This is a genomic window from Rodentibacter mrazii, from assembly GCF_001998825.1.
Classification (GTDB): Bacteria; Pseudomonadota; Gammaproteobacteria; order Enterobacterales; family Pasteurellaceae; genus Rodentibacter; species Rodentibacter mrazii.
The window spans coordinates 21,132-38,234 of the sequence record NZ_MLHG01000016.1 but is presented as its reverse complement, the minus strand read 5'-3'; the positions used below and the strand labels follow the sequence as shown (position 1 = coordinate 38,234).

General features: G+C 40.4%; 26 protein-coding genes. All 26 read left to right on the top strand.

Annotated features, from left to right (window positions below; all coding sequences use genetic code 11):
* The first annotated feature begins 1 nt into the window (after window position 1).
* The 26 genes from BKK47_RS02975 to BKK47_RS02860 all read left to right on the top strand — a co-directional run bounded on the left by BKK47_RS02975 (window position 2) and on the right by BKK47_RS02860 (window position 17,068).
* Window positions 2-481 carry a hypothetical protein gene (locus BKK47_RS02975; RefSeq protein WP_077493435.1) on the top strand — a complete coding sequence of 160 codons (480 nt, stop codon included), beginning with the start codon at window positions 2-4 and terminating at the stop codon, window positions 479-481.
* Window positions 438-1,979, top strand: a complete 1,542-nt coding sequence (locus BKK47_RS02970) for a terminase large subunit (RefSeq protein ID WP_077493434.1) — start codon at window positions 438-440, stop codon at window positions 1,977-1,979. The genes BKK47_RS02975 and BKK47_RS02970 overlap by 44 nt, the downstream gene beginning before the upstream one ends.
* Window positions 1,966-3,915 (top strand): hypothetical protein, encoded by a 1,950-nt coding sequence (locus BKK47_RS02965; protein WP_077493433.1) that lies wholly within the window; start codon window positions 1,966-1,968, stop codon window positions 3,913-3,915. The genes BKK47_RS02970 and BKK47_RS02965 overlap by 14 nt, the downstream gene beginning before the upstream one ends.
* Complete coding sequence (locus BKK47_RS02960; RefSeq protein ID WP_077493432.1) at window positions 3,915-4,193, top strand: hypothetical protein; 279 nt, start codon at window positions 3,915-3,917, stop codon at window positions 4,191-4,193. The genes BKK47_RS02965 and BKK47_RS02960 overlap by 1 nt, the downstream gene beginning before the upstream one ends.
* Entirely contained in the window at window positions 4,190-4,981 is a 792-nt protein-coding gene (locus BKK47_RS02955) for a hypothetical protein (RefSeq protein ID WP_077493431.1), read from the top strand. The genes BKK47_RS02960 and BKK47_RS02955 overlap by 4 nt, the downstream gene beginning before the upstream one ends.
* Entirely contained in the window at window positions 4,981-5,220 is a 240-nt protein-coding gene (locus tag BKK47_RS02950) for a hypothetical protein (protein WP_077493430.1), read from the top strand. The genes BKK47_RS02955 and BKK47_RS02950 overlap by 1 nt, the downstream gene beginning before the upstream one ends.
* A 9-nt stretch (window positions 5,221-5,229) precedes the next feature.
* Window positions 5,230-6,219 (top strand): hypothetical protein, encoded by a 990-nt coding sequence (locus BKK47_RS02945; RefSeq protein WP_077493429.1) that lies wholly within the window; start codon window positions 5,230-5,232, stop codon window positions 6,217-6,219.
* A gap of 55 nt (window positions 6,220-6,274) precedes the next feature.
* Window positions 6,275-6,622, top strand: coding sequence for a hypothetical protein (locus tag BKK47_RS02940; protein WP_077493428.1), 348 nt, complete (start codon window positions 6,275-6,277; stop codon window positions 6,620-6,622).
* Window positions 6,609-7,817 carry a hypothetical protein gene (locus tag BKK47_RS02935; protein WP_143529576.1) on the top strand — a complete coding sequence of 403 codons (1,209 nt, stop codon included), beginning with the start codon at window positions 6,609-6,611 and terminating at the stop codon, window positions 7,815-7,817. Before BKK47_RS02940 ends, BKK47_RS02935 begins: the two co-directional genes overlap by 14 nt.
* A gap of 52 nt (window positions 7,818-7,869) precedes the next feature.
* Window positions 7,870-8,073, top strand: coding sequence for a DUF7940 domain-containing protein (locus tag BKK47_RS02930; RefSeq protein WP_077493426.1), 204 nt, complete (start codon window positions 7,870-7,872; stop codon window positions 8,071-8,073).
* Between the two features lie 20 nt (window positions 8,074-8,093).
* Entirely contained in the window at window positions 8,094-8,531 is a 438-nt protein-coding gene (locus BKK47_RS02925; protein ID WP_077493425.1) for a hypothetical protein, read from the top strand.
* Window positions 8,532-8,582: 51 nt separating this feature from the next.
* Complete coding sequence (locus BKK47_RS12405; protein WP_158074742.1) at window positions 8,583-8,753, top strand: hypothetical protein; 171 nt, start codon at window positions 8,583-8,585, stop codon at window positions 8,751-8,753.
* Window positions 8,753-9,043 carry a hypothetical protein gene (locus BKK47_RS02920; RefSeq protein ID WP_077493424.1) on the top strand — a complete coding sequence of 97 codons (291 nt, stop codon included), beginning with the start codon at window positions 8,753-8,755 and terminating at the stop codon, window positions 9,041-9,043. The genes BKK47_RS12405 and BKK47_RS02920 overlap by 1 nt, the downstream gene beginning before the upstream one ends.
* Window positions 9,044-9,120: 77 nt before the next feature.
* Window positions 9,121-10,131, top strand: a complete 1,011-nt coding sequence (locus tag BKK47_RS02915; protein WP_077493423.1) for a hypothetical protein — start codon at window positions 9,121-9,123, stop codon at window positions 10,129-10,131.
* 11 nt (window positions 10,132-10,142) lie between these two features.
* Window positions 10,143-11,108, top strand: coding sequence for a hypothetical protein (locus tag BKK47_RS02910; protein WP_077493422.1), 966 nt, complete (start codon window positions 10,143-10,145; stop codon window positions 11,106-11,108).
* Between the two features lie 3 nt (window positions 11,109-11,111).
* Window positions 11,112-11,708, top strand: a complete 597-nt coding sequence (locus BKK47_RS02905; RefSeq protein ID WP_077493421.1) for a hypothetical protein — start codon at window positions 11,112-11,114, stop codon at window positions 11,706-11,708.
* A 50-nt stretch (window positions 11,709-11,758) separates the two neighbouring features.
* Window positions 11,759-11,965 carry a hypothetical protein gene (locus BKK47_RS02900; RefSeq protein ID WP_077493420.1) on the top strand — a complete coding sequence of 69 codons (207 nt, stop codon included), beginning with the start codon at window positions 11,759-11,761 and terminating at the stop codon, window positions 11,963-11,965.
* Window positions 11,965-12,630 carry a phage adaptor protein gene (locus BKK47_RS02895; protein ID WP_077493419.1) on the top strand — a complete coding sequence of 222 codons (666 nt, stop codon included), beginning with the start codon at window positions 11,965-11,967 and terminating at the stop codon, window positions 12,628-12,630. Before BKK47_RS02900 ends, BKK47_RS02895 begins: the two co-directional genes overlap by 1 nt.
* 35 nt (window positions 12,631-12,665) lie before the next feature.
* On the top strand, window positions 12,666-13,166 hold the full coding sequence (locus BKK47_RS02890) for a hypothetical protein (protein ID WP_158074741.1): 501 nt from the start codon (window positions 12,666-12,668) through the stop codon (window positions 13,164-13,166).
* A 279-nt stretch (window positions 13,167-13,445) separates the two neighbouring features.
* Window positions 13,446-13,967 carry a phage antirepressor N-terminal domain-containing protein gene (locus BKK47_RS02885; RefSeq protein ID WP_077493417.1) on the top strand — a complete coding sequence of 174 codons (522 nt, stop codon included), beginning with the start codon at window positions 13,446-13,448 and terminating at the stop codon, window positions 13,965-13,967.
* A gap of 48 nt (window positions 13,968-14,015) precedes the next feature.
* Window positions 14,016-14,684: a hypothetical protein gene (locus tag BKK47_RS02880; protein WP_077493416.1), complete on the top strand. Its 669-nt coding sequence runs from the start codon at window positions 14,016-14,018 to the stop codon at window positions 14,682-14,684.
* Window positions 14,684-14,884 carry a hypothetical protein gene (locus BKK47_RS02875; protein WP_077493415.1) on the top strand — a complete coding sequence of 67 codons (201 nt, stop codon included), beginning with the start codon at window positions 14,684-14,686 and terminating at the stop codon, window positions 14,882-14,884. The genes BKK47_RS02880 and BKK47_RS02875 overlap by 1 nt, the downstream gene beginning before the upstream one ends.
* On the top strand, window positions 14,868-15,203 hold the full coding sequence (locus BKK47_RS02870) for a phage holin, lambda family (protein ID WP_158074740.1): 336 nt from the start codon (window positions 14,868-14,870) through the stop codon (window positions 15,201-15,203). Before BKK47_RS02875 ends, BKK47_RS02870 begins: the two co-directional genes overlap by 17 nt.
* Window positions 15,196-15,600: a M15 family metallopeptidase gene (locus BKK47_RS02865; RefSeq protein ID WP_077493413.1), complete on the top strand. Its 405-nt coding sequence runs from the start codon at window positions 15,196-15,198 to the stop codon at window positions 15,598-15,600. Before BKK47_RS02870 ends, BKK47_RS02865 begins: the two co-directional genes overlap by 8 nt.
* 401 nt (window positions 15,601-16,001) lie before the next feature.
* A complete protein-coding gene (locus BKK47_RS12580) occupies window positions 16,002-16,175 on the top strand; it encodes a hypothetical protein (protein ID WP_167366168.1) in 174 nt (57 codons plus the stop codon).
* Between the two features lie 269 nt (window positions 16,176-16,444).
* Window positions 16,445-17,068, top strand: a complete 624-nt coding sequence (locus BKK47_RS02860; protein ID WP_077493412.1) for a KilA-N domain-containing protein — start codon at window positions 16,445-16,447, stop codon at window positions 17,066-17,068.
* Window positions 17,069-17,103: the final 35 nt, after the last annotated feature.

The following is a 17,103-nucleotide window of genomic DNA, read 5'->3' as shown; positions in this document are numbered from 1 at the left end:
AATGGCGAAATCAAATCACGACTGGGCAAAAATAAAAGTGGAATTTATTAAATCTACTTTATCTATTCGTGATTTTGCTGAGGCTTTTAATATTCCATTAGGCACGCTTTCACGGAAAGTTACGAAAGAGAAATGGACAGATGAACGATCACAAGTAGATCACAAGGTGATCACAAAATCAATTGAAAAAACAATTGAAGATCGTGTTGATGAACTTACTCAATTTGAAAATAAAAACTTAAAAGCTATCGCTTATGCTCAAGATGAAGTCTTAAAAATGTTGAGTGTCTGTGAGAAACCCAGCGAGATTAAATCTCTTACGGGGGCTTTACTGGATTTACAGAAAGGCTATCGCCTTGCATTAGGAGCAAGCACTGAAAATCAAGCAACAACAGAGGGTTTTAATCGAGAGGAATGGTTAAGGAAATTAGGTGAATATGAGCAACAAGACAGACAGCGAAATAATTCAACGACTGAGTAATATTTACCGAATTGATTTTCAGCGGTTTGCCGCCGATTGTTTAATGATTCGCCCTAAAAATGGTGGATTGATTCCTTTCCATTTTAATTCTGTGCAGTTAGATTTATTGAATAAATTTTATGAACAAATGCAAATTAATGGGCGAGTTCGTTTTATTGTTCTAAAAGCTAGACAGATGGGGATATCAACTTTCATTGAGGCCCTAATTTACTGGTGGACAGTTCATCATACAGGTACAAAATCATTAGTACTTACGCATTTAGATGACGCTACTAAAGAGCTGTTTGAAATGACTAGGAGGTATAACGAAAAAACTCCTTTACCATTTAAAACATCGGCTAAGAGAGATAGTGTTAATGAGTTGGTGTTTCAAGGGATTGATTGTGCAATCAAAACTGCTACTGCCGGAAGTAAAAATGTGGGACACGGTTCAACAATACAGTGTTTGCATTGGTCCGAAGTTTCTCGTAGTAATAACCAAGCGGATATGACGGCTGGTGTAATGCAGACAGTACCAAGTGGCGAAGGCTCAATGATTTTTCTGGAGAGTACGGCAAATGGTTCCGGTGAGTACTTTCATGAAACTTGGCAAGCGGCTATTCGTGGTGAGAGCGAATTTATTCCAGTTTTTTACCCTTGGACTGCGATGGAAGAGTATCGAACAGATAGTGCCGGTTTTGAATTTAGCAAGGAAGAGCGGGAATATCAGCAACTTTACGGCATTGATGACGAACAGTTAGCTTGGCGACAAGCCAAAATGCGACAGTTTAAAGGCTCACCTGAAGAAAAGCTCGCATTATTCCAAGAGCAATATCCTATCACTCCTGAAGAGGCATTCCGTTCAAGCGGTAATTCTTTTATCAGTAAAAAAGCGGTTGCGGAAGCAAGAAAAGCCACATTAGAGCCTTATGGCGCTATTGTGTGTGGTGTCGATCCTGCTGCCGGTGGTAAAGACAGTACGGCGATTGTAATTCGTCAAGGCTGTAAAGTGTTGAAAGCGTGGCGATTTAAGCACCCTGATTTAATGGCAGTGGTGGGGCGTTGTGTGGATGTGTTGCACGAATATAAAATCGATATGATGTTTATTGATGCCGTTGGGTTAGGTTTAGGTATTCACGCACGTTTAGTCGAGCTTGGTTATCAAGATCGAGTGGTTGATGTAAAAGCCAGTCGCCGAGCAGATGAACCCGATGCTTATGTGAATAAGCGGGCTGAGATGTGGGACAGAATGGCACAATGGTTTGATGCCGGGGCGGATATCCCTGATAACGATATTTTTGAAAGTGATTTGTTGTCGTTGTCGGCAGAATATGACAGCTCTCGAAGATTGAAAATGCAAAGTAAAAAAGAGTTAGCGCATTCACCTGATTTGGCGGATGCGCTTTCTTTTACCTTTGCGATGAATTATGTGATGCCTAAATCTGAGCAGCCTGAAGAATATGAGGGCTTGCGCAAAGCACCAACTTATGGGGGAAGTATGCTAAATGGCAACATTTAATAATGAACAAATTAAAATGCCCGATGATGACGAGGAATTAGAGGCGGTTCAGGATTCGTTGGCGGAAAAAGTGATGGAATGTTTTAGGCAAGCAAAAAGCTATCGTTCATCACTGCAGATACAGGGTAAAACGGTTGATGATTGGATTAGACGGTTAGATGATGCTTACCATAAGATTCATGACTATGAGGAATTAGTTAGCCGTAAAAATATGCGGTCTTATTTTGGTTTGATACAGATAAAAATCAATATGGTCGCCAGTTATATGCGTTCTAAATATGCCAGTCCAACCAATCCTCCGTTTAATATTACACCGACACCGATTGTAGAGTTGCCTGAAAATAAAAAAGATCAGGGGCTTGAGCGGGTAAAGGCTGCATTATTAAATAGAATGATCGAAAGCGGACTACCGCCTGAAGCCTTATTAGGTGATGATGGTTTTTTATTACCTAAAATAGCGAAGTTTATTGAAGATCAAAGCAAAGAAGCAAAGGCATTGCTACGGCAAGAAGAATTGCAAATTGCAAGTGATGCTACGGCTAAGATGATTACTTTAATCAAAGATCAGTTAGTCGAAAACAATTTCTCTCAAACATTAAGCGAATCGTTATTTGATATTGCATTAATGCCGGTAATGGTGATTGGTTATGATAATCAAGCTGTGGTGGATTATCAGTGGCAGAAAAACAAGTATGTGAAGAAAACGGTTATTCGACCTACATTTCGACGTATCAATCCTATTAATGCTTTTTTTGCCCCGGATGCGACAAGTGCACAGGACGGTTCATTCTTTATTGAATTAACCAAGCGAACTAAAGCTCAGTTATCGTCTTTTTTGGGTAAAGAAGAATTGGGTTATGACGATGAAGCCTTGAGAGAGGTGATTAACAACGGCGATTCTCATTGGCTTGGATTAGATACTGACAATAAAGGTGTACTGGACTATATGTTAGTTGATGACGAAATCCATACCTTACGTTGTCAGATGTTAATTCAAGGGAAAGACTTGATTGATTATGGTGTATCATCAATCAAAGAAAGCGAAGCAGATGACTATTTTAACGCCGATATTGAAGTCTGTGATGGTCGTGTGATCCGTTGTCAAATTGTTGCACACCCGAAAGGTGAACGCACTTATTTTAGTGCAAGCTACAAACGCATTGCCGGTGGAGCCTATGGCGTGTCGGTGGGAATGATGATTTATGACCGCCAACAATCCATTAACCGTACACAATATTCAATGTTACTGAATGCGATGTATGCAGCCGGGCCAATGATTGAAGTGGATGTGGATAAATTTAGTGATCCGTCACAAATTACCTTTGAGCCATTTAGTCGGGTGAATTCTAATCCTACTAAGGAAAATAATGGTCGGGGAATTACCCAACATACGGTGCCGATGACTTTTCCGCAATTATTCAATTTTATGACCAATGAAATCAGACTTGCCGATGATGAGTGCGGATTGCCGTCGTTCCTAAATGGTAACGCAGGGCTACAAGGTGCAGGGCAAACCTTAGGTGGTTTGGCAATGATGACCGATAACGCCGTGCTTGGGTTGGAAGATTGCGCCTTTAATATTGATGAGTATTTTATTCGCCCGGCGATTACCTTGATTTATGCCCATAATTTATTGGGGAATGATGACAGCGTAAAAGCCGATGCGAAGATTACACCAACCGGTCTTTTGGGCTTAAAGACGGAGTTGAACAAAGCGAAAGAACTTGCCGGGCTTGTACCACAAGCGAGTCAATTCGCACAACAAGGACTTGTGCCACGAGAAATGATTTCCGATATGGTACGAGATTATTTTAAATCAGCAGGGATTGATACTGATCGCTATATGCCAAGTAACGGCGTTCAGTCTGATCTCAATAACGCTCAAATGGCAAGCCAAACGAGCGGATTAGACGGACGGAGTTTAAGGATGATGTAATGAAAATTGATTTTGATGAAGTCAAACAAGGTGATCAGGTTTGGCACGATCGCTACGGCTATGGCATTGTACAGCGTGTTCAATCCGGTACTTGTGATGTGAAATTTAATGAGTCCACTAAAGTGCTGACCTTTACTGAAGGCGGTTACTCCGGTGGACTTAAAGTTTTATGGTGGCAAAGACCTATCGCCTTTATACCTCGTAAAGGACAGGATTACAGCAAATTTCACGATTTAGTTGCGGTGCTGTTTGAAAATTTATATGGAGAGAACCAATGAAAAGTTGCGATCCAAATGTACTTACTGTGATTTCTCCTGATGTGGTAGATGTGCAGGGCTTTGCGGTGAGCAGTGCGGTACGGGTAACTGCCTATGGTCTAATCAATGAAGAGACGATTACATTCAAACGTGTGCATTATTGCAGTACGCAACCCCACTTTGAGCGTAATGGTTGCAGTTTGATTACGCCGACCAAAGGTGAACTCAGTTCTGCGATTGAATATCAAATTGGTACTTGCACACCAAGTCTTACCCCTGAGCGAAATAGCTTAATTATTCCCTACGCAGGCAATTACATTCCGGTTGTGAATGGAAACCCAACAGATTTAATCGTGGAAGTGGAAGCGATTAATTTGCGTGATTTTAGTGATAAAGAGCTTGGTATTGAACCTTGCGGGTTTTGTTTAGATAAAACATGGGAAACCACAGGGGCGGAACGTTGTAATCAGCATTTTGTTGAGCAAGAAGAAATTTCTCATTGTGGAAATATTCGTTGGACACGTACTAAAAAACGTTGCGGATATTATGCCGGTGTACCTATTCCTATCGTATTAGATGAGGGGGATTGTTGTGGTTCACAGTTTATGGGGTATTTATTTCACCCTGACGAAACAAGAGATCCTGATGCAACAGTTGAAATTACAGATTGTGAAGGCAAGCTACATGGCTATGCTTATCCACAAGCCGGTGACGGTCATACGTTACCCATTGAAGAATGTGATGGAAATATTATTGGCTATGCTGTCAATAATTCCGCAACGGCCCCACAACAATTGGAGTGTAAATAATGGCAAGCAAACCTATTTACCAAGAAAAATTGACACAACTTGGTTGCTGTAGTAGCGGTTCAAGCGGTGATGTATCGAAACAATTAACCGAACTACAGAAAAAAATTGAAGAGCAATCTAAGCAGATTGAAGCCTTGCAAAAGGCTTTATCTGAAAAGATTGATAAATCAAGCCTGATAACGGTGCACTCACTAGAAGATGAAGCGTTATTCAAGGCATTCCCATTAGACAATGAATAAGGAAAAACGATGTCAGAAATTAAAATCCGTGTATCTACACACGACAATGATACAACAGACATTGACTTGTCTCGTAATGGATCAAAGTTAAAGGTTTCATTAGGCGATAAAAAGGCTGAAATTGATATTGCTGAGTTTATTCCGGCAATGATGGCAGATCGTTTCTTGGCAGATGCAACCTACGACGCAAACACCAAAGAAATTGTTTTAACTACCCGCAAAGAGGGCGAAGATGACAAAGAGTTTCATGTGCCGATTGGCGATATTTTTAAAGATAACGCTAAATCAATTGTACAAATGTATTCATTAAAAGCTGATTCGACTGGACGAAAACAACAAGCGGTTCCTTTTGAAATACCTGAAGAGTTAGTGGGTAAGCCTGTATTTATTACAATGCATAGACTTAGTACTTATAGTGATGGTGTAACACGATTACAACAGAATACTCATAATAAGAACTTCACATTGGCATTATCAGTAGAAGATGTAAAACACATTGCTGATAAATTAGAGACAGGACTATTAGTTAAAGGTGAAAATTACGAACATAAAACTATTGTTATTTATACGCCGGTAGATGTGAAAGAAATTGACGTAGAATATGTACCAACCCCCGCTAGCGTTACATTAGAAGAAACGGCAAGCGGTATTCACTTTACTTTAGCCGGTGTTAATGAAGATGAATTTGGAACATTTAATGCGGATAATCAGTTTCCATTAAGTAACATTAATTACAATAATCAATTAACTGATGCCAGTTTAACAGCTACGGAAGTTACTCCTTACGGTACAGGTTACATTGCTAAATACGTATCAACGAATACTTTAATGAGTTTTGCAAATAGCATTACTCTTGTATTTGAAATTACTAATAGATTTGGCAGTGACACTATTTCATTAACACTGCCTATGGTCAGTGAAAATGGCGGGTTCCGCACGTTTAAAGTTGAAGCTGAAACTTTCGATGAGTTGAGAGAAAAATACAAAACGCCGGAATAAGTAACGACATATAAGCAATCGCCCCTAATTAGGGGCTTTTTTATAGGAGAAAAATATGGCATTTGTAACTTGTAGCCAATTTAAGACTTCGCAAGAAGAACAAGATAAAAAAGCTATTTCTGCCGAAGACTCGCTACTAGATAAATCTAGTGGTGAAGGTGGCGGAAAGGTAACTGCTGAAAAAATTAAAGAAGCCATTGCCGGTAATGTTGAGGTTGCTGTTAAAGATAAATCAGGCATCAAAGGAAATGGTACAAAAAAATCTCCTTTAGCACTCAATCTTGGAAGTTCAATAAAGGTGAGTGATGAGGGTAAGATTGAAATTATCGCAGATAAGGTCGCTAATATTCGATTAGTCGATGCAAGCGGCACTCGTGTGCTAGGTAGAATTGTGGGGGTATAAAATGGCGGAAATTCATAAAAAAGCAGATGGAAAAGAAACCGCTAATGGTGATATTCCGGTTGTCGCACCAATTAACATAGGGAAAGGCATTAAGTGGAATGAAAGTACAAGGCAATATGATGTTTCTATTGCTGAAAATCAGCCAATTCACGTTAATGATAATGGTGATCTTGAAGTACGGGTAAGCAATCTAGAAGATAACTTGTTACGAGTTATTGACGGTAAACTCTACTATGGGACAAAACCACGAGCAGAACTGGCTAATCTTTATGTTGATGCAGAGAATGGTGTAGATCAAGACCCGCTAAAAGTAAAAGGTGCCGGTACTCGAGCTAACCCTTTACGTACATTTAAATATGCGGCTACTTTAGCTGAAAAAGGTACTTCACGAAATATTTGGTTAAAAGAAAACCAAGACCATGATGTTTTTCAATCACAATACTTTGCTATTAAGACTGGTAGTTTAGGTATTCTTCCATATGGTGAAACAACAGATCGCCTTAATGAAAAGGAACATGGTAATTTCTTTTTAATGGCTGCTGCTTTAATTAAGAGCGGAGAAGAACCTCGTTTAGTATTTAAAGGGGCTAACAAACTACCGTATTCAGATTCGGTTCAAGAGTTTGATCGTTTACAGGTAGCATCTATTTATACAGAACATAACTTGGTTTTGACATTTCAAGGTGTGCGACTGGTAAACGACTTAGGGTTTAATTTCAACGTTTCCGTTCGCAAACAAAATAATGTTGCCGGTGGTATTCGTGATGTAAATACTGATCCGTGGCGTATAAATATGGGGCAAAATAGTCGTTTGAATTTTATCAATGCACGTTGTACTACTATTGGTAAACCTAATATTACAGGTGACGTAGCAGAAACGAATGACTTAATGCGACAAGGTAACTTGAGAGAAAAAGATGCTCGTGGTTTGTATTTAATGAGTTTCTTCTATGGCTATGGGCTAGATATATCTATACGTAATTTAGCGTTAGATGCAGCCGAATGTTACTTATATGGCACTCACGGTTGGACTAATGTATATGGTTCCGATACCACGGTGAACAATCAAGGTACACCTAATATCACAGATGTAACTAAGCGTATCTACAATACTCGCTTCGACAAACTCGCAGAGGGTGTAGAACAAATTGTTGTGCCTACCACTACGATACCGACTTCATACTGGAAATTTTGATTTTTTATAACCCGTGCGGCTGTAATAAGTTGCATAAACAACAGGAGATAAAATGAGATTTTTCAATTTCAAAGATCTCGCTAAATCTTGGTCTGTTCAAGTGCTAACAGCAACAACAGCACTTGCAACAATTGATTTCTCTACAACTTGGATTGATAACATTATTCCAGAGCAACATAAACCATTAGTTTATGCTGTTCTTGGTGCTATCGGTTTAATTGTTCGAGCAATCAAACAACCAAGTTTATCGAAATAACCAAACGAAACAGGTGGTGTATGGGCAATATCAAAACCCACAGCCACATCAAAACCTCACAAACTCAATCAAATATTAAACCACGTTTCACGCTCAATGAGCTTTTCCCTATATCAACGAATATTGAAGTCCGCAAATATCCAAAACGGGTAATTGCATGGGGGCTTATTGGCGATGAAACCGTATCAGTACATATTGCAAGGGTACAGTCATTAGGTAATCCAAACTGGACATTAACGGATGATTGTTGCCCTTGTCCGATTGAACCAAGTGCGGTAGCGAATGTGCAACATATGCCGTATAAAAAATGTAAGCAAGAAGTGGTACTCACCGCAGATGATCCGACATTACATATTGATGATGCCGGTACTTATTACTTTGAATATCACGGCACAAATCAGGTGATTATCGATCACTATGACGACCCGGTAATCCCTAAAAACAGATTATGCGACTGAGACTTGTAAAAGTGCGGTCGTTTTTTTTATCAAAAAATAAGGAGAAAGCGAATGAGCTATACCCCATTAAAAGGACGTGAAAACGTTAAAAAGCTAAATGAAGGTAATAATGGCGTCCGTTATACGGATTCTACGGCAAAAGTCGCCGGTATTATTAACGGTGGCATGATGCCTTCTGCCAGCAAAGGTAGCAAGCGTGGCTGTAGTAGCTGTGGCAAATAATGAAATTGGCTGATTTACCGTTATGGGTGCAAATGTGTTCGCCTACCGGCTCTCAAGAAGAACTGACCGAACTGCGCATTAGCCTATCACATAACGAACAAATTAAATCGGAGTTGGAACGTTTCTTGCACGCCCAATGGTGCGTGTTAAACAGCAAGGCAAGAAAAGAGTTAGATGAAGATATTCGTAGGGAATATCAGCAAGCTGCTCATGCTGTCGCTGAAATTACAGGAATGATTTTTAGCCCCGATAGACCTAAACCGACAACGGGAACACTACCGACAGTGTAGTGTTTAACGCTCAATATAAGCGGTAAGTTCTGCAAAGACTTGCCGCTTTTTTATTTCCACTCTTTAAGGAAAGACACATGGAACAAAATACTCAACCAAAATATGGCAAACATATTCCGACCTATTTACAAGCAGATTTAACCAAAGCACATCAAGCAAAAGTCGGGGCGTCTGAAACGGACGAAACGCAAAAAAATGATGAGGTGGAGGCTGAACAGAAATCGGACACTCAATTAACCGATACCACGACAGAGGCATCACAACCGCAAGACGAACCACAGCCTAAACAAGAGCAGACTGTGCCTCATTCGACATCCGAACAGGATATTGCGAAAACAGATAATGATGTGAATGCGTGGAAAGGTCGGCTGAAAAAGGAACAGGCTGAACGTCAAAACTTGAATGCACGACTTATTGAAGAAGCAGAAGCAAGAGAACGTGCTGAAAGACGAGTGCGTGAGCTTGAATCTGCACAACATCAGCAAACAAATCAACCGGCTACAACAGCACAATCAGACCCTAACGGCTTATCTGATACAGAGTTACAAGAGTTGAGAATGTTTAATCCTGAGTTGTATGTCAAGGTGAAAAATGCTCAAGAAGCCTCAAAAGCACAATCAATAGTCACCACGCCAACCACTGCCGATACGCAATCAACAACGAACACACAAGCCCAAACTCAGACAGCTCAACCGAGCATGACTGAGCGTGATCGCATTTGGTATGCCGAAGTGCAACGTGAAATTCCTGAAGTTCAAGGATTACTTGGCGATTCTAAATTCGTGGAATTTGCACAGGGTAAAACGGATTGGACGGGGGCGAGTGGCTTAGATCTGATTCAAAAAGCGGGAGCAAGTAAAGATGTTCGCTTAATTCCGGTTATTCGCAATTTATTGGATGAGTACAAACAATCGCAAGTATCTACGCCTGCAACTGTGACTGTCGCACCACAAAAAACGGCCACGGTAAAAGCAAAGGTAAATACTCCTAAAGAAATGACTGAAAAAGATGAGGCTCACGCAGAAATGTTGGCCCGACAGGGAAAAACAAAAGAACTGCGTGCGTTTTTAACTCAATTTAAAAAATAGAAGGATTTTTTATGGCTAAAAATATGCGTGCTGCCGACTTAGGCGGTGCAACAGAAGGGTTGTATATTCCTGATTATGCCACGCAGATTGTGATTTCTGAAATGCACAACTGTTCAGCATTATCACGCATCGTCAATCCAAAACACAATATTGTTGAATTAGGCTTAAACTGTGCGCCGGTGGCCCACTACACCATCATGGATAATATTGAGGTGGGGGATTTCACCGACGGTGCTTGGAACGGTGAAACTTGGGAGCCTGACAATCCATTCCGTAGCGGTGAAATTCGCTTATGCCAAAGCGTACCGCTTAAAAAGAAATTCTCCCGTGAAGAAGCTACATTAATGTGCCACAACTGGGAAACATTCCAAGATGGTTATGAAACAGCGGTTGGGCGTGCATTGCGTGATTTAACCGAGCGTTACGGTTTTGCGGTATTAGTGGCTTCTGCTCATCCGCTTTCTCGTGGTGTGCGTGCAGGTGCATTAAGTGGCAATATTAACTTAGGAGATACGGAAAACCCATTAGTCATCAGCAAGGGGGGCGATATTCGTGCAATGGATGTATTGCAGTCAATGGAACAAACTTTGCAAGAAAATGGCGTAACCTGTGGTGGCAATGCGCTGAAAATTGTGGCAAGCCCGGCATTTTATTCTCGCATTCGTGGGGAACAGTCAAGCCTTGGTGCAGGTTGCTGCCTACCGGATAACCCGATTGTCACCGGTATGGTTCACCCAATGTTGGGAATGGAAGTGTATTCCTCTTTACATATGCCACGCTATCGCCGTGCCGATGGCAAAGTGGTGGAATATGTATTAATGGTCGATCCTGAAAACATTGCCGCACCAAGCCGTTTAGACTACCTCGAATGGCAAACCGTATTGAACGACATTTACTTAGTGGGTAACTATCGCTTTGATGTGGCAGCATTAAGTAACAAATCAATCGCCGTTGCAGCGATTGTCGTGGAGGGGTAATTTATGGCAATTTATAATTTATACCGTGGCGGTTATGTCGTTGAATTTGGTAAGCCTTGCCGTCAATGTGACGCATTGGATGAAGATCAGCTACCAATTAAAGTACAACCGGATAATCGTGTGGACGGTGCTTATGGCAATCGTGACAAAGTAGAATGGAAAAGCTTAATGCGTTTACTATTCCAACGTTACGGCAAAGCGGTGGAAGATTTGGAAGTAGGCGACAAACTACGTGTGTTCTTAAATCCGAATCACGCCGATGTGAAATCCATTTTCATTGATTTTCGTGAACCGGTCTTAGGTTTCCAGTTTGATTTAACCACAGTCAATGGCACAGATCTGACCGGTAAAGTTCGCAAAGCAACCTATGCTGAAAATGGTGGTGTTGATACCACGGAAACCGCAGAGGCTTTCGATACGGCAGAAACAGCTCAAGTAGGAAAACGTACACAATGGGTTATTCAACCCGTTGACGGCTACAATGCTAAAGTCGATGTAATCGAGCTTGAAATCAAAGCCTTGCCGAAAGACAAAGCAAGTTTAAATAACTTAGTGATGTTACTTGCCCGCCGCTTTGAACAAGAAGGCTATATGATGTAACCCAATGCCCCGGTCAATGTACCGGGGTTTTTCTTTTAAAGGAACAGACAATGACACAACCTCAAAAACAAGTATTTGTTTCAGCCATTAACGGTGCAAAATTTGATGTGCAAAACGCTTTAACCGCAAGCCTTCTTTCCAAGAATGAAAAGAAAGAAATTGTTCACCTTCACCGTAGTATTTCCGCAAAAGCAGGAAGCGTTAGACAAGGTAAAGGCAAATCCACAACAGACGATAACGAACAGGAAATTAGCTAATGAACACCGCAGATTTTATTCTGCGTGTTCGGTTCGATTACAACGATGTTGATGCAGATCGCATTGAAGATCCGCTTATTTTGGATTATCTCAATGAGGCTATGGCAGAAATGTTCAAACTTAATCCGTCTCGGTTCATAAAAACGGTCGTGGCGAAACTGGACGATAGCGATCTGCAGCAACCCTGTTGTTGTGATTTGCTTTATTCGGTGGATGCGATTACTGATGCACATGGCAATTTTATTGCGGAACTAAAGGACGTCGATGATGCCGCTCAGAGCGCATTTGGTAAGCGCAATTGTTCTAATCGAAAAACGGATGCACGCAGTTACAGCAAGGTAGCCAATACGGACAATCAATTCACGGTAAAACCACCTGTCAGCCCGAATGAAACGGTCTATGCCAGAATGACTTGTGCGGTAAAACCGACTCAAATAAAAGCAGGAGATGAGCTTGATGAAATCGTTACGGAAAACTATGCGGCATTGGTGGATTATGTGCTATATCGCTTATTTGGGGCGGAGACGGAAAGTATGAGTTCCCAGCAGAAATCAGCACTGCATTATAAGCAGTTCTTAAATGGGATTGCAATGCAAACTCAGGCTAGAAGGGCATTTTCACATATTCAGCAACAACAAGGTTATCAGCGGAGTAATCCATCGTGAATGTAGAAAATAGTAAGGCAACATCACTCCATTTGGTGTTGTACTATTTGTTAGCGGATGGCAAGCCGGTAACACTTGAGCAAATGGGCGTAAATCAGGCTGTTCAAACATTAGTTACCACAAATGGTAAGTTAGGAAAATTGAACCAAGAAAGCCTACATTCTGCATTTATTAGGCAAATTTTAAATGGAGAAAGGTTAAATTTCAAAAACGGTTATCGCCTAATGGAAGAGCGTGAAGTATGGCAAATCAATAATCCGTTGTGGGCGATAGGCGGTGTGGTCATTAGTGGTTCATTTGATGGCGAAGTTATTCAGCAAAGGGGAAATTACTTCCTTGTTGGGCAAGTTAATTATGCTCTGAGCGATGAATTTTCAAAACCCTTAGACCTGACTAATACAGGGTATTCTCTCTTGCAGACAGAATTTGGCACACCATTTTCGATAACTGGGAGCTGGACAGAGCCTGTAAATATTATGATCAGCAAACAGCAATATGAAAAGGTGAAAACCTTATTGAATAGCCCTACTCCATAGAAAGAAAAATACAGGTAGAAGGAATTCAAAAAAGAACAATAAACCACCTAAAGCAAAGAGAGATTTTAACGTTAAGGGGCGATTACGGCTGAAAATCTTGAAATAACCGATTAAACCAAATAAAGACATAAAAAGCGTAATATACACAATTTTTATGATGATAAAAATCATCAGCAGTTTCTCCAGTGTTATGGGGCTTTTGTCTTTTTATTTAACCACATAAAACCCGATCAGAAAAGGTCGGGTTTTTTATTATCCAAAAATTTAATAGGAGGAATAATGAAGACATTAAAAGCAAAATTCTTAGGCTTGGATATTTTAGTGATTAATCACGAAAATAAGCCTTACGTACCGATGAAACAAATTGCCGAGAATATCGGTTTAGTTTGGCACGCACAATTTGAACGTTTACAGCGTAATGAAGTGTTATCCCAAGGTATTCGTGTAATACGAATACCTTCAAATGGTGGTGAACAAGATGCGGTTTGTTTGCCTCTCTATTATCTCAATGGGTGGTTGTTTGGCGTAAATCCATCTCGTGTTAAACCTGAAATTAAAGACAAGCTCATTGAATACCAAAAAGATTGTTATGAAGTACTATGGGATTATTGGACTCTGGGTGTTGCCAAATGGGAAGATATTCGTCAACAACGTGAAGAGTTAGAAGAAAACGAAAGTGAGTCTAAAAAACGTGGTAGTGAAGCGGGGAGAGCATTACAAAAGCGAAAAAAGGAAAAGCACGCCTATGAAGAAGTTAGGCAGCGATTAACCCAAATGGAACAACTTGATTTTGCATTTTAAACCGATCGCACTTTCGCAAGATTGTGCGGTTTTTTATGGAGAAAATATATGTCATGCGGTTGTATCAAACCTAAATGTAACAGCACCAATCCCGTCATTTTTACCTGCGACAATGACGGACGGGACGTAGAGTTTATCGGTTTAGATGCGTTCTTACCTCGAGTAACGCTTGTGGCAAAAGGCGTGCCGGATGATGTGGCATTGGAATATTTACGTCAATCAGCACAAATCTTAGCTCGAGATAGTCGATTGTTGAAACGTGAACTTCGTTTAGATGTGCAAGCCGGTGTGCGTGACTATTATTTGGATAATGGCGATCATGAACAGGTGCATTATGTCGATAAAGTGGCACTAAAGAGCGGTCAAATTTCACCGTTTTTTTGCAAAGAGGGTTTTGATTTTGAACCAAACGACAAAATCATTCTGCATAACACACCAAAAGCCGACAAAGAAAATCAGCTTTATATTCGTTATTTCGCGATGCCGACACAAAGTGCCTGTGAAGTGGATAAACTTTTATTCGACCGCTATCACGATGTTGTCGTGAATGGAGCATTAGCGAATTTGTTGTTAATGCGACAGTACAATTTTGCCGATCCGCAGATGGCGATGTTCTACGACACACGTTTTAAACAAGGCATTGCACAGGCAAAAATTGATGTCATGCAACGTTTTGAAACGGGCGGACATTCTATTGCATATAAAGGGAGGATTTAATGACCTGTAAAGTGATTGAAAAATGCAAAAAGTGTCAATGCTGCAAAAACAAAGATGAAGGGCTTGCAAGTCAAATTAGCGTGCCACGTCCAACCGAACGAGTGATTGAGCGTGAAATTGTAGAACTGGCAACCCGTTGTGAAGATTGTGGCTGTTCCGACTATAAGCCCAATGGGGTGGAGTATGAAAATGCCAACTAAAGATCCAAATTTATGGGCGATGATTGCCGCCTATATTCAAGCAAACCTCAACGCCATTCATAGTTTTATGATGGCGTTTTTTATTGCTATTTTCCGCATTTGCTATATCGGCAAAGAGCGCAAGAAAACCAGAGTGATTGTTGAAAGTATTCTCTGCGGTTTAATTGCTGTCGCAAGTGAATCGGTACTTGAGTATTTAGCACTGCCACCAAAGCTATCCGTTGCTATCGGCGCAATCGTGGCGTTACTGGGTATTGATAAAGTGCGGGCAATGGCGCTTCGCTACTCAATTCAAGCTAAGGGGAGAAATAATGGGTAAGTTTCGATTTAGCCAACGAAGTTTGGATAATCTCAAAGGTGTTCATTCAGATTTAGTTAAAGTAGTTCGCAGAGCGTTGGAAATTTCCGAAATCGATTTTACTGTGATTGAGGGATTGCGTAGTAAAGCTAAACAAAAGCGTTTATTTGCACAAGGTGCAACCAAAACAATGAACAGCCGTCATTTAACCGGACACGCTGTTGATATTGTCCCTTATCCGCTGGATTGGAATGATTTAGAGAAATTTGGAAAGCTTTCAAAAGCGATGTTCCAAGCTTCTAAAGAATTAAAAATTCCTATTCGTTGGGGCGGTGATTGGAATCGCAACGGCAGAAGTGATGACGAAAAGTTCTATGATGGCCCACATTTTGAATTACTGAAAGCGGTTTATCCGTAAACCCCAATCCAAAAAATCGGGGTTGCAGTCAATGACTTGCATGACATTTTCTTTAAAGTACTTTAAAAGAAATTCAGGGACTAAATTGTGAAAATACTTCTCACAACGTGCTAGTGCTGAAGTCTTTCCTCTCTTCACACAAAATCAACGTTGCAATAATAAAGCAACGTAATCGGAAAAAACAAAACCCGATTGCGACCAACAATCGGGTTTTTCTTTACCCATTGATACAGAATGAGTAATAAATTATGAATGCTATATTAAAAACTATTCTCTCAATAATCAAGGGAGTTACAACAATGAATGAAAAATTATCAAATTGGCGGTTCTTTGGCATATGGGTTATTTTCTTTCTATTTGCTCTTGCTTCTGTTATTAATGCGATCAAATGGTGGTAAACAATGAGTAAAGAAGGCTCAAATAGGAAAATGCTAGAAGTCATTGACCGCTCTCACAAAGCACGAGCTTTTGCTTATTTATTCCTTATTTTCGTTTTTATTATTGCGTTGCTATGGGTATCGCCAAACTTTTTAAAGGCGTTATCAGATTTTATCTTGACCTTACGCCAAAGCTAAAGTAGTATCTCGCCCAAGGTGTCGAAACCTTAACGGCGGAAATCCGCACCCGAAAGCATAGCGGTTTTTTTATGCGTAAAATTCGTGATCTCTTTTCTCTCTTCCAACGAATTTTGATTGTGCATACCTAAAATTCAATCTATGCCGAGAGGGTGAGGAATACAATACCCGAAAGGGGAATAACTCCAGCCTACCGTTAGGCTTTCGAACCTCTTGGCTCCCTATTTATTTAGGGAAATCTTAATTTCGAAAATTAACGGAGTGTCGTTATGACAAACTTATCTATTTTAAATCAATCAATTCGTACTTTAGACAATCTCTATTCCTTAAATGATCTTCACTTGGCAAGCGGAAATGATCCAAAGCATCGTCCAAGTTTATTTGCTCGTAATGAACAAACCAAAGAATTAGCAAAAGAGATTGAAAATGAGCGAAGCACAAAAACGATCTTCGCTATTAAAACTATTCGTGGTGGCAAAGATATTTCTATTCAAGGAACTTGGGCTTGCGAAGAACTTGTCTTAAGCTACGCAATGTGGATTAGCCCGAAATTTCATTTAGTTGTGTTACGGGCATTTTTAGCAATGCACCGGAATGAACCGAAACAGCTTGCTTTGCCAGAACCGGACTATCATTTTGACAATATTACCCAAAGCGAAGAGGCATTAGCCCTTTTTATCAAGATGTATAGTTTCTGCTTCCAAGCGCACGAAATGCAAGAAAAACTACGGAAGACAAACATTCCCGGTCAAATGGAAAATGAAATTGGTGGGCAGTATCTCCACAATTTCAAATATCCACTTGAACAGACGATGACGAAAGCCAAACAGTTTATTCAATCCAACACGGAACGATTGGCATTAGTCAAAGCCTTTTACCAATTACTTAATTAAAAAACTAACCAAAACCGACCGCACTTTCGCAAGAT

Coding starts and splice junctions, on each gene's coding strand:
- BKK47_RS02975 (WP_077493435.1), top strand. CDS start 2: ATGGCGAAATCAAATCACGACTGGGCAAAAATAAAAGTGGAATTTATT.
- BKK47_RS02970 (WP_077493434.1), top strand. CDS start 438: ATGAGCAACAAGACAGACAGCGAAATAATTCAACGACTGAGTAATATT.
- BKK47_RS02965 (WP_077493433.1), top strand. CDS start 1,966: ATGGCAACATTTAATAATGAACAAATTAAAATGCCCGATGATGACGAG.
- BKK47_RS02960 (WP_077493432.1), top strand. CDS start 3,915: ATGAAAATTGATTTTGATGAAGTCAAACAAGGTGATCAGGTTTGGCAC.
- BKK47_RS02955 (WP_077493431.1), top strand. CDS start 4,190: ATGAAAAGTTGCGATCCAAATGTACTTACTGTGATTTCTCCTGATGTG.
- BKK47_RS02950 (WP_077493430.1), top strand. CDS start 4,981: ATGGCAAGCAAACCTATTTACCAAGAAAAATTGACACAACTTGGTTGC.
- BKK47_RS02945 (WP_077493429.1), top strand. CDS start 5,230: ATGTCAGAAATTAAAATCCGTGTATCTACACACGACAATGATACAACA.
- BKK47_RS02940 (WP_077493428.1), top strand. CDS start 6,275: ATGGCATTTGTAACTTGTAGCCAATTTAAGACTTCGCAAGAAGAACAA.
- BKK47_RS02930 (WP_077493426.1), top strand. CDS start 7,870: ATGAGATTTTTCAATTTCAAAGATCTCGCTAAATCTTGGTCTGTTCAA.
- BKK47_RS02925 (WP_077493425.1), top strand. CDS start 8,094: ATGGGCAATATCAAAACCCACAGCCACATCAAAACCTCACAAACTCAA.
- BKK47_RS12405 (WP_158074742.1), top strand. CDS start 8,583: ATGAGCTATACCCCATTAAAAGGACGTGAAAACGTTAAAAAGCTAAAT.
- BKK47_RS02920 (WP_077493424.1), top strand. CDS start 8,753: ATGAAATTGGCTGATTTACCGTTATGGGTGCAAATGTGTTCGCCTACC.
- BKK47_RS02915 (WP_077493423.1), top strand. CDS start 9,121: ATGGAACAAAATACTCAACCAAAATATGGCAAACATATTCCGACCTAT.
- BKK47_RS02910 (WP_077493422.1), top strand. CDS start 10,143: ATGGCTAAAAATATGCGTGCTGCCGACTTAGGCGGTGCAACAGAAGGG.
- BKK47_RS02905 (WP_077493421.1), top strand. CDS start 11,112: ATGGCAATTTATAATTTATACCGTGGCGGTTATGTCGTTGAATTTGGT.
- BKK47_RS02900 (WP_077493420.1), top strand. CDS start 11,759: ATGACACAACCTCAAAAACAAGTATTTGTTTCAGCCATTAACGGTGCA.
- BKK47_RS02895 (WP_077493419.1), top strand. CDS start 11,965: ATGAACACCGCAGATTTTATTCTGCGTGTTCGGTTCGATTACAACGAT.
- BKK47_RS02885 (WP_077493417.1), top strand. CDS start 13,446: ATGAAGACATTAAAAGCAAAATTCTTAGGCTTGGATATTTTAGTGATT.
- BKK47_RS02880 (WP_077493416.1), top strand. CDS start 14,016: ATGTCATGCGGTTGTATCAAACCTAAATGTAACAGCACCAATCCCGTC.
- BKK47_RS02875 (WP_077493415.1), top strand. CDS start 14,684: ATGACCTGTAAAGTGATTGAAAAATGCAAAAAGTGTCAATGCTGCAAA.
- BKK47_RS02870 (WP_158074740.1), top strand. CDS start 14,868: ATGAAAATGCCAACTAAAGATCCAAATTTATGGGCGATGATTGCCGCC.
- BKK47_RS02865 (WP_077493413.1), top strand. CDS start 15,196: ATGGGTAAGTTTCGATTTAGCCAACGAAGTTTGGATAATCTCAAAGGT.
- BKK47_RS12580 (WP_167366168.1), top strand. CDS start 16,002: ATGAGTAAAGAAGGCTCAAATAGGAAAATGCTAGAAGTCATTGACCGC.
- BKK47_RS02860 (WP_077493412.1), top strand. CDS start 16,445: ATGACAAACTTATCTATTTTAAATCAATCAATTCGTACTTTAGACAAT.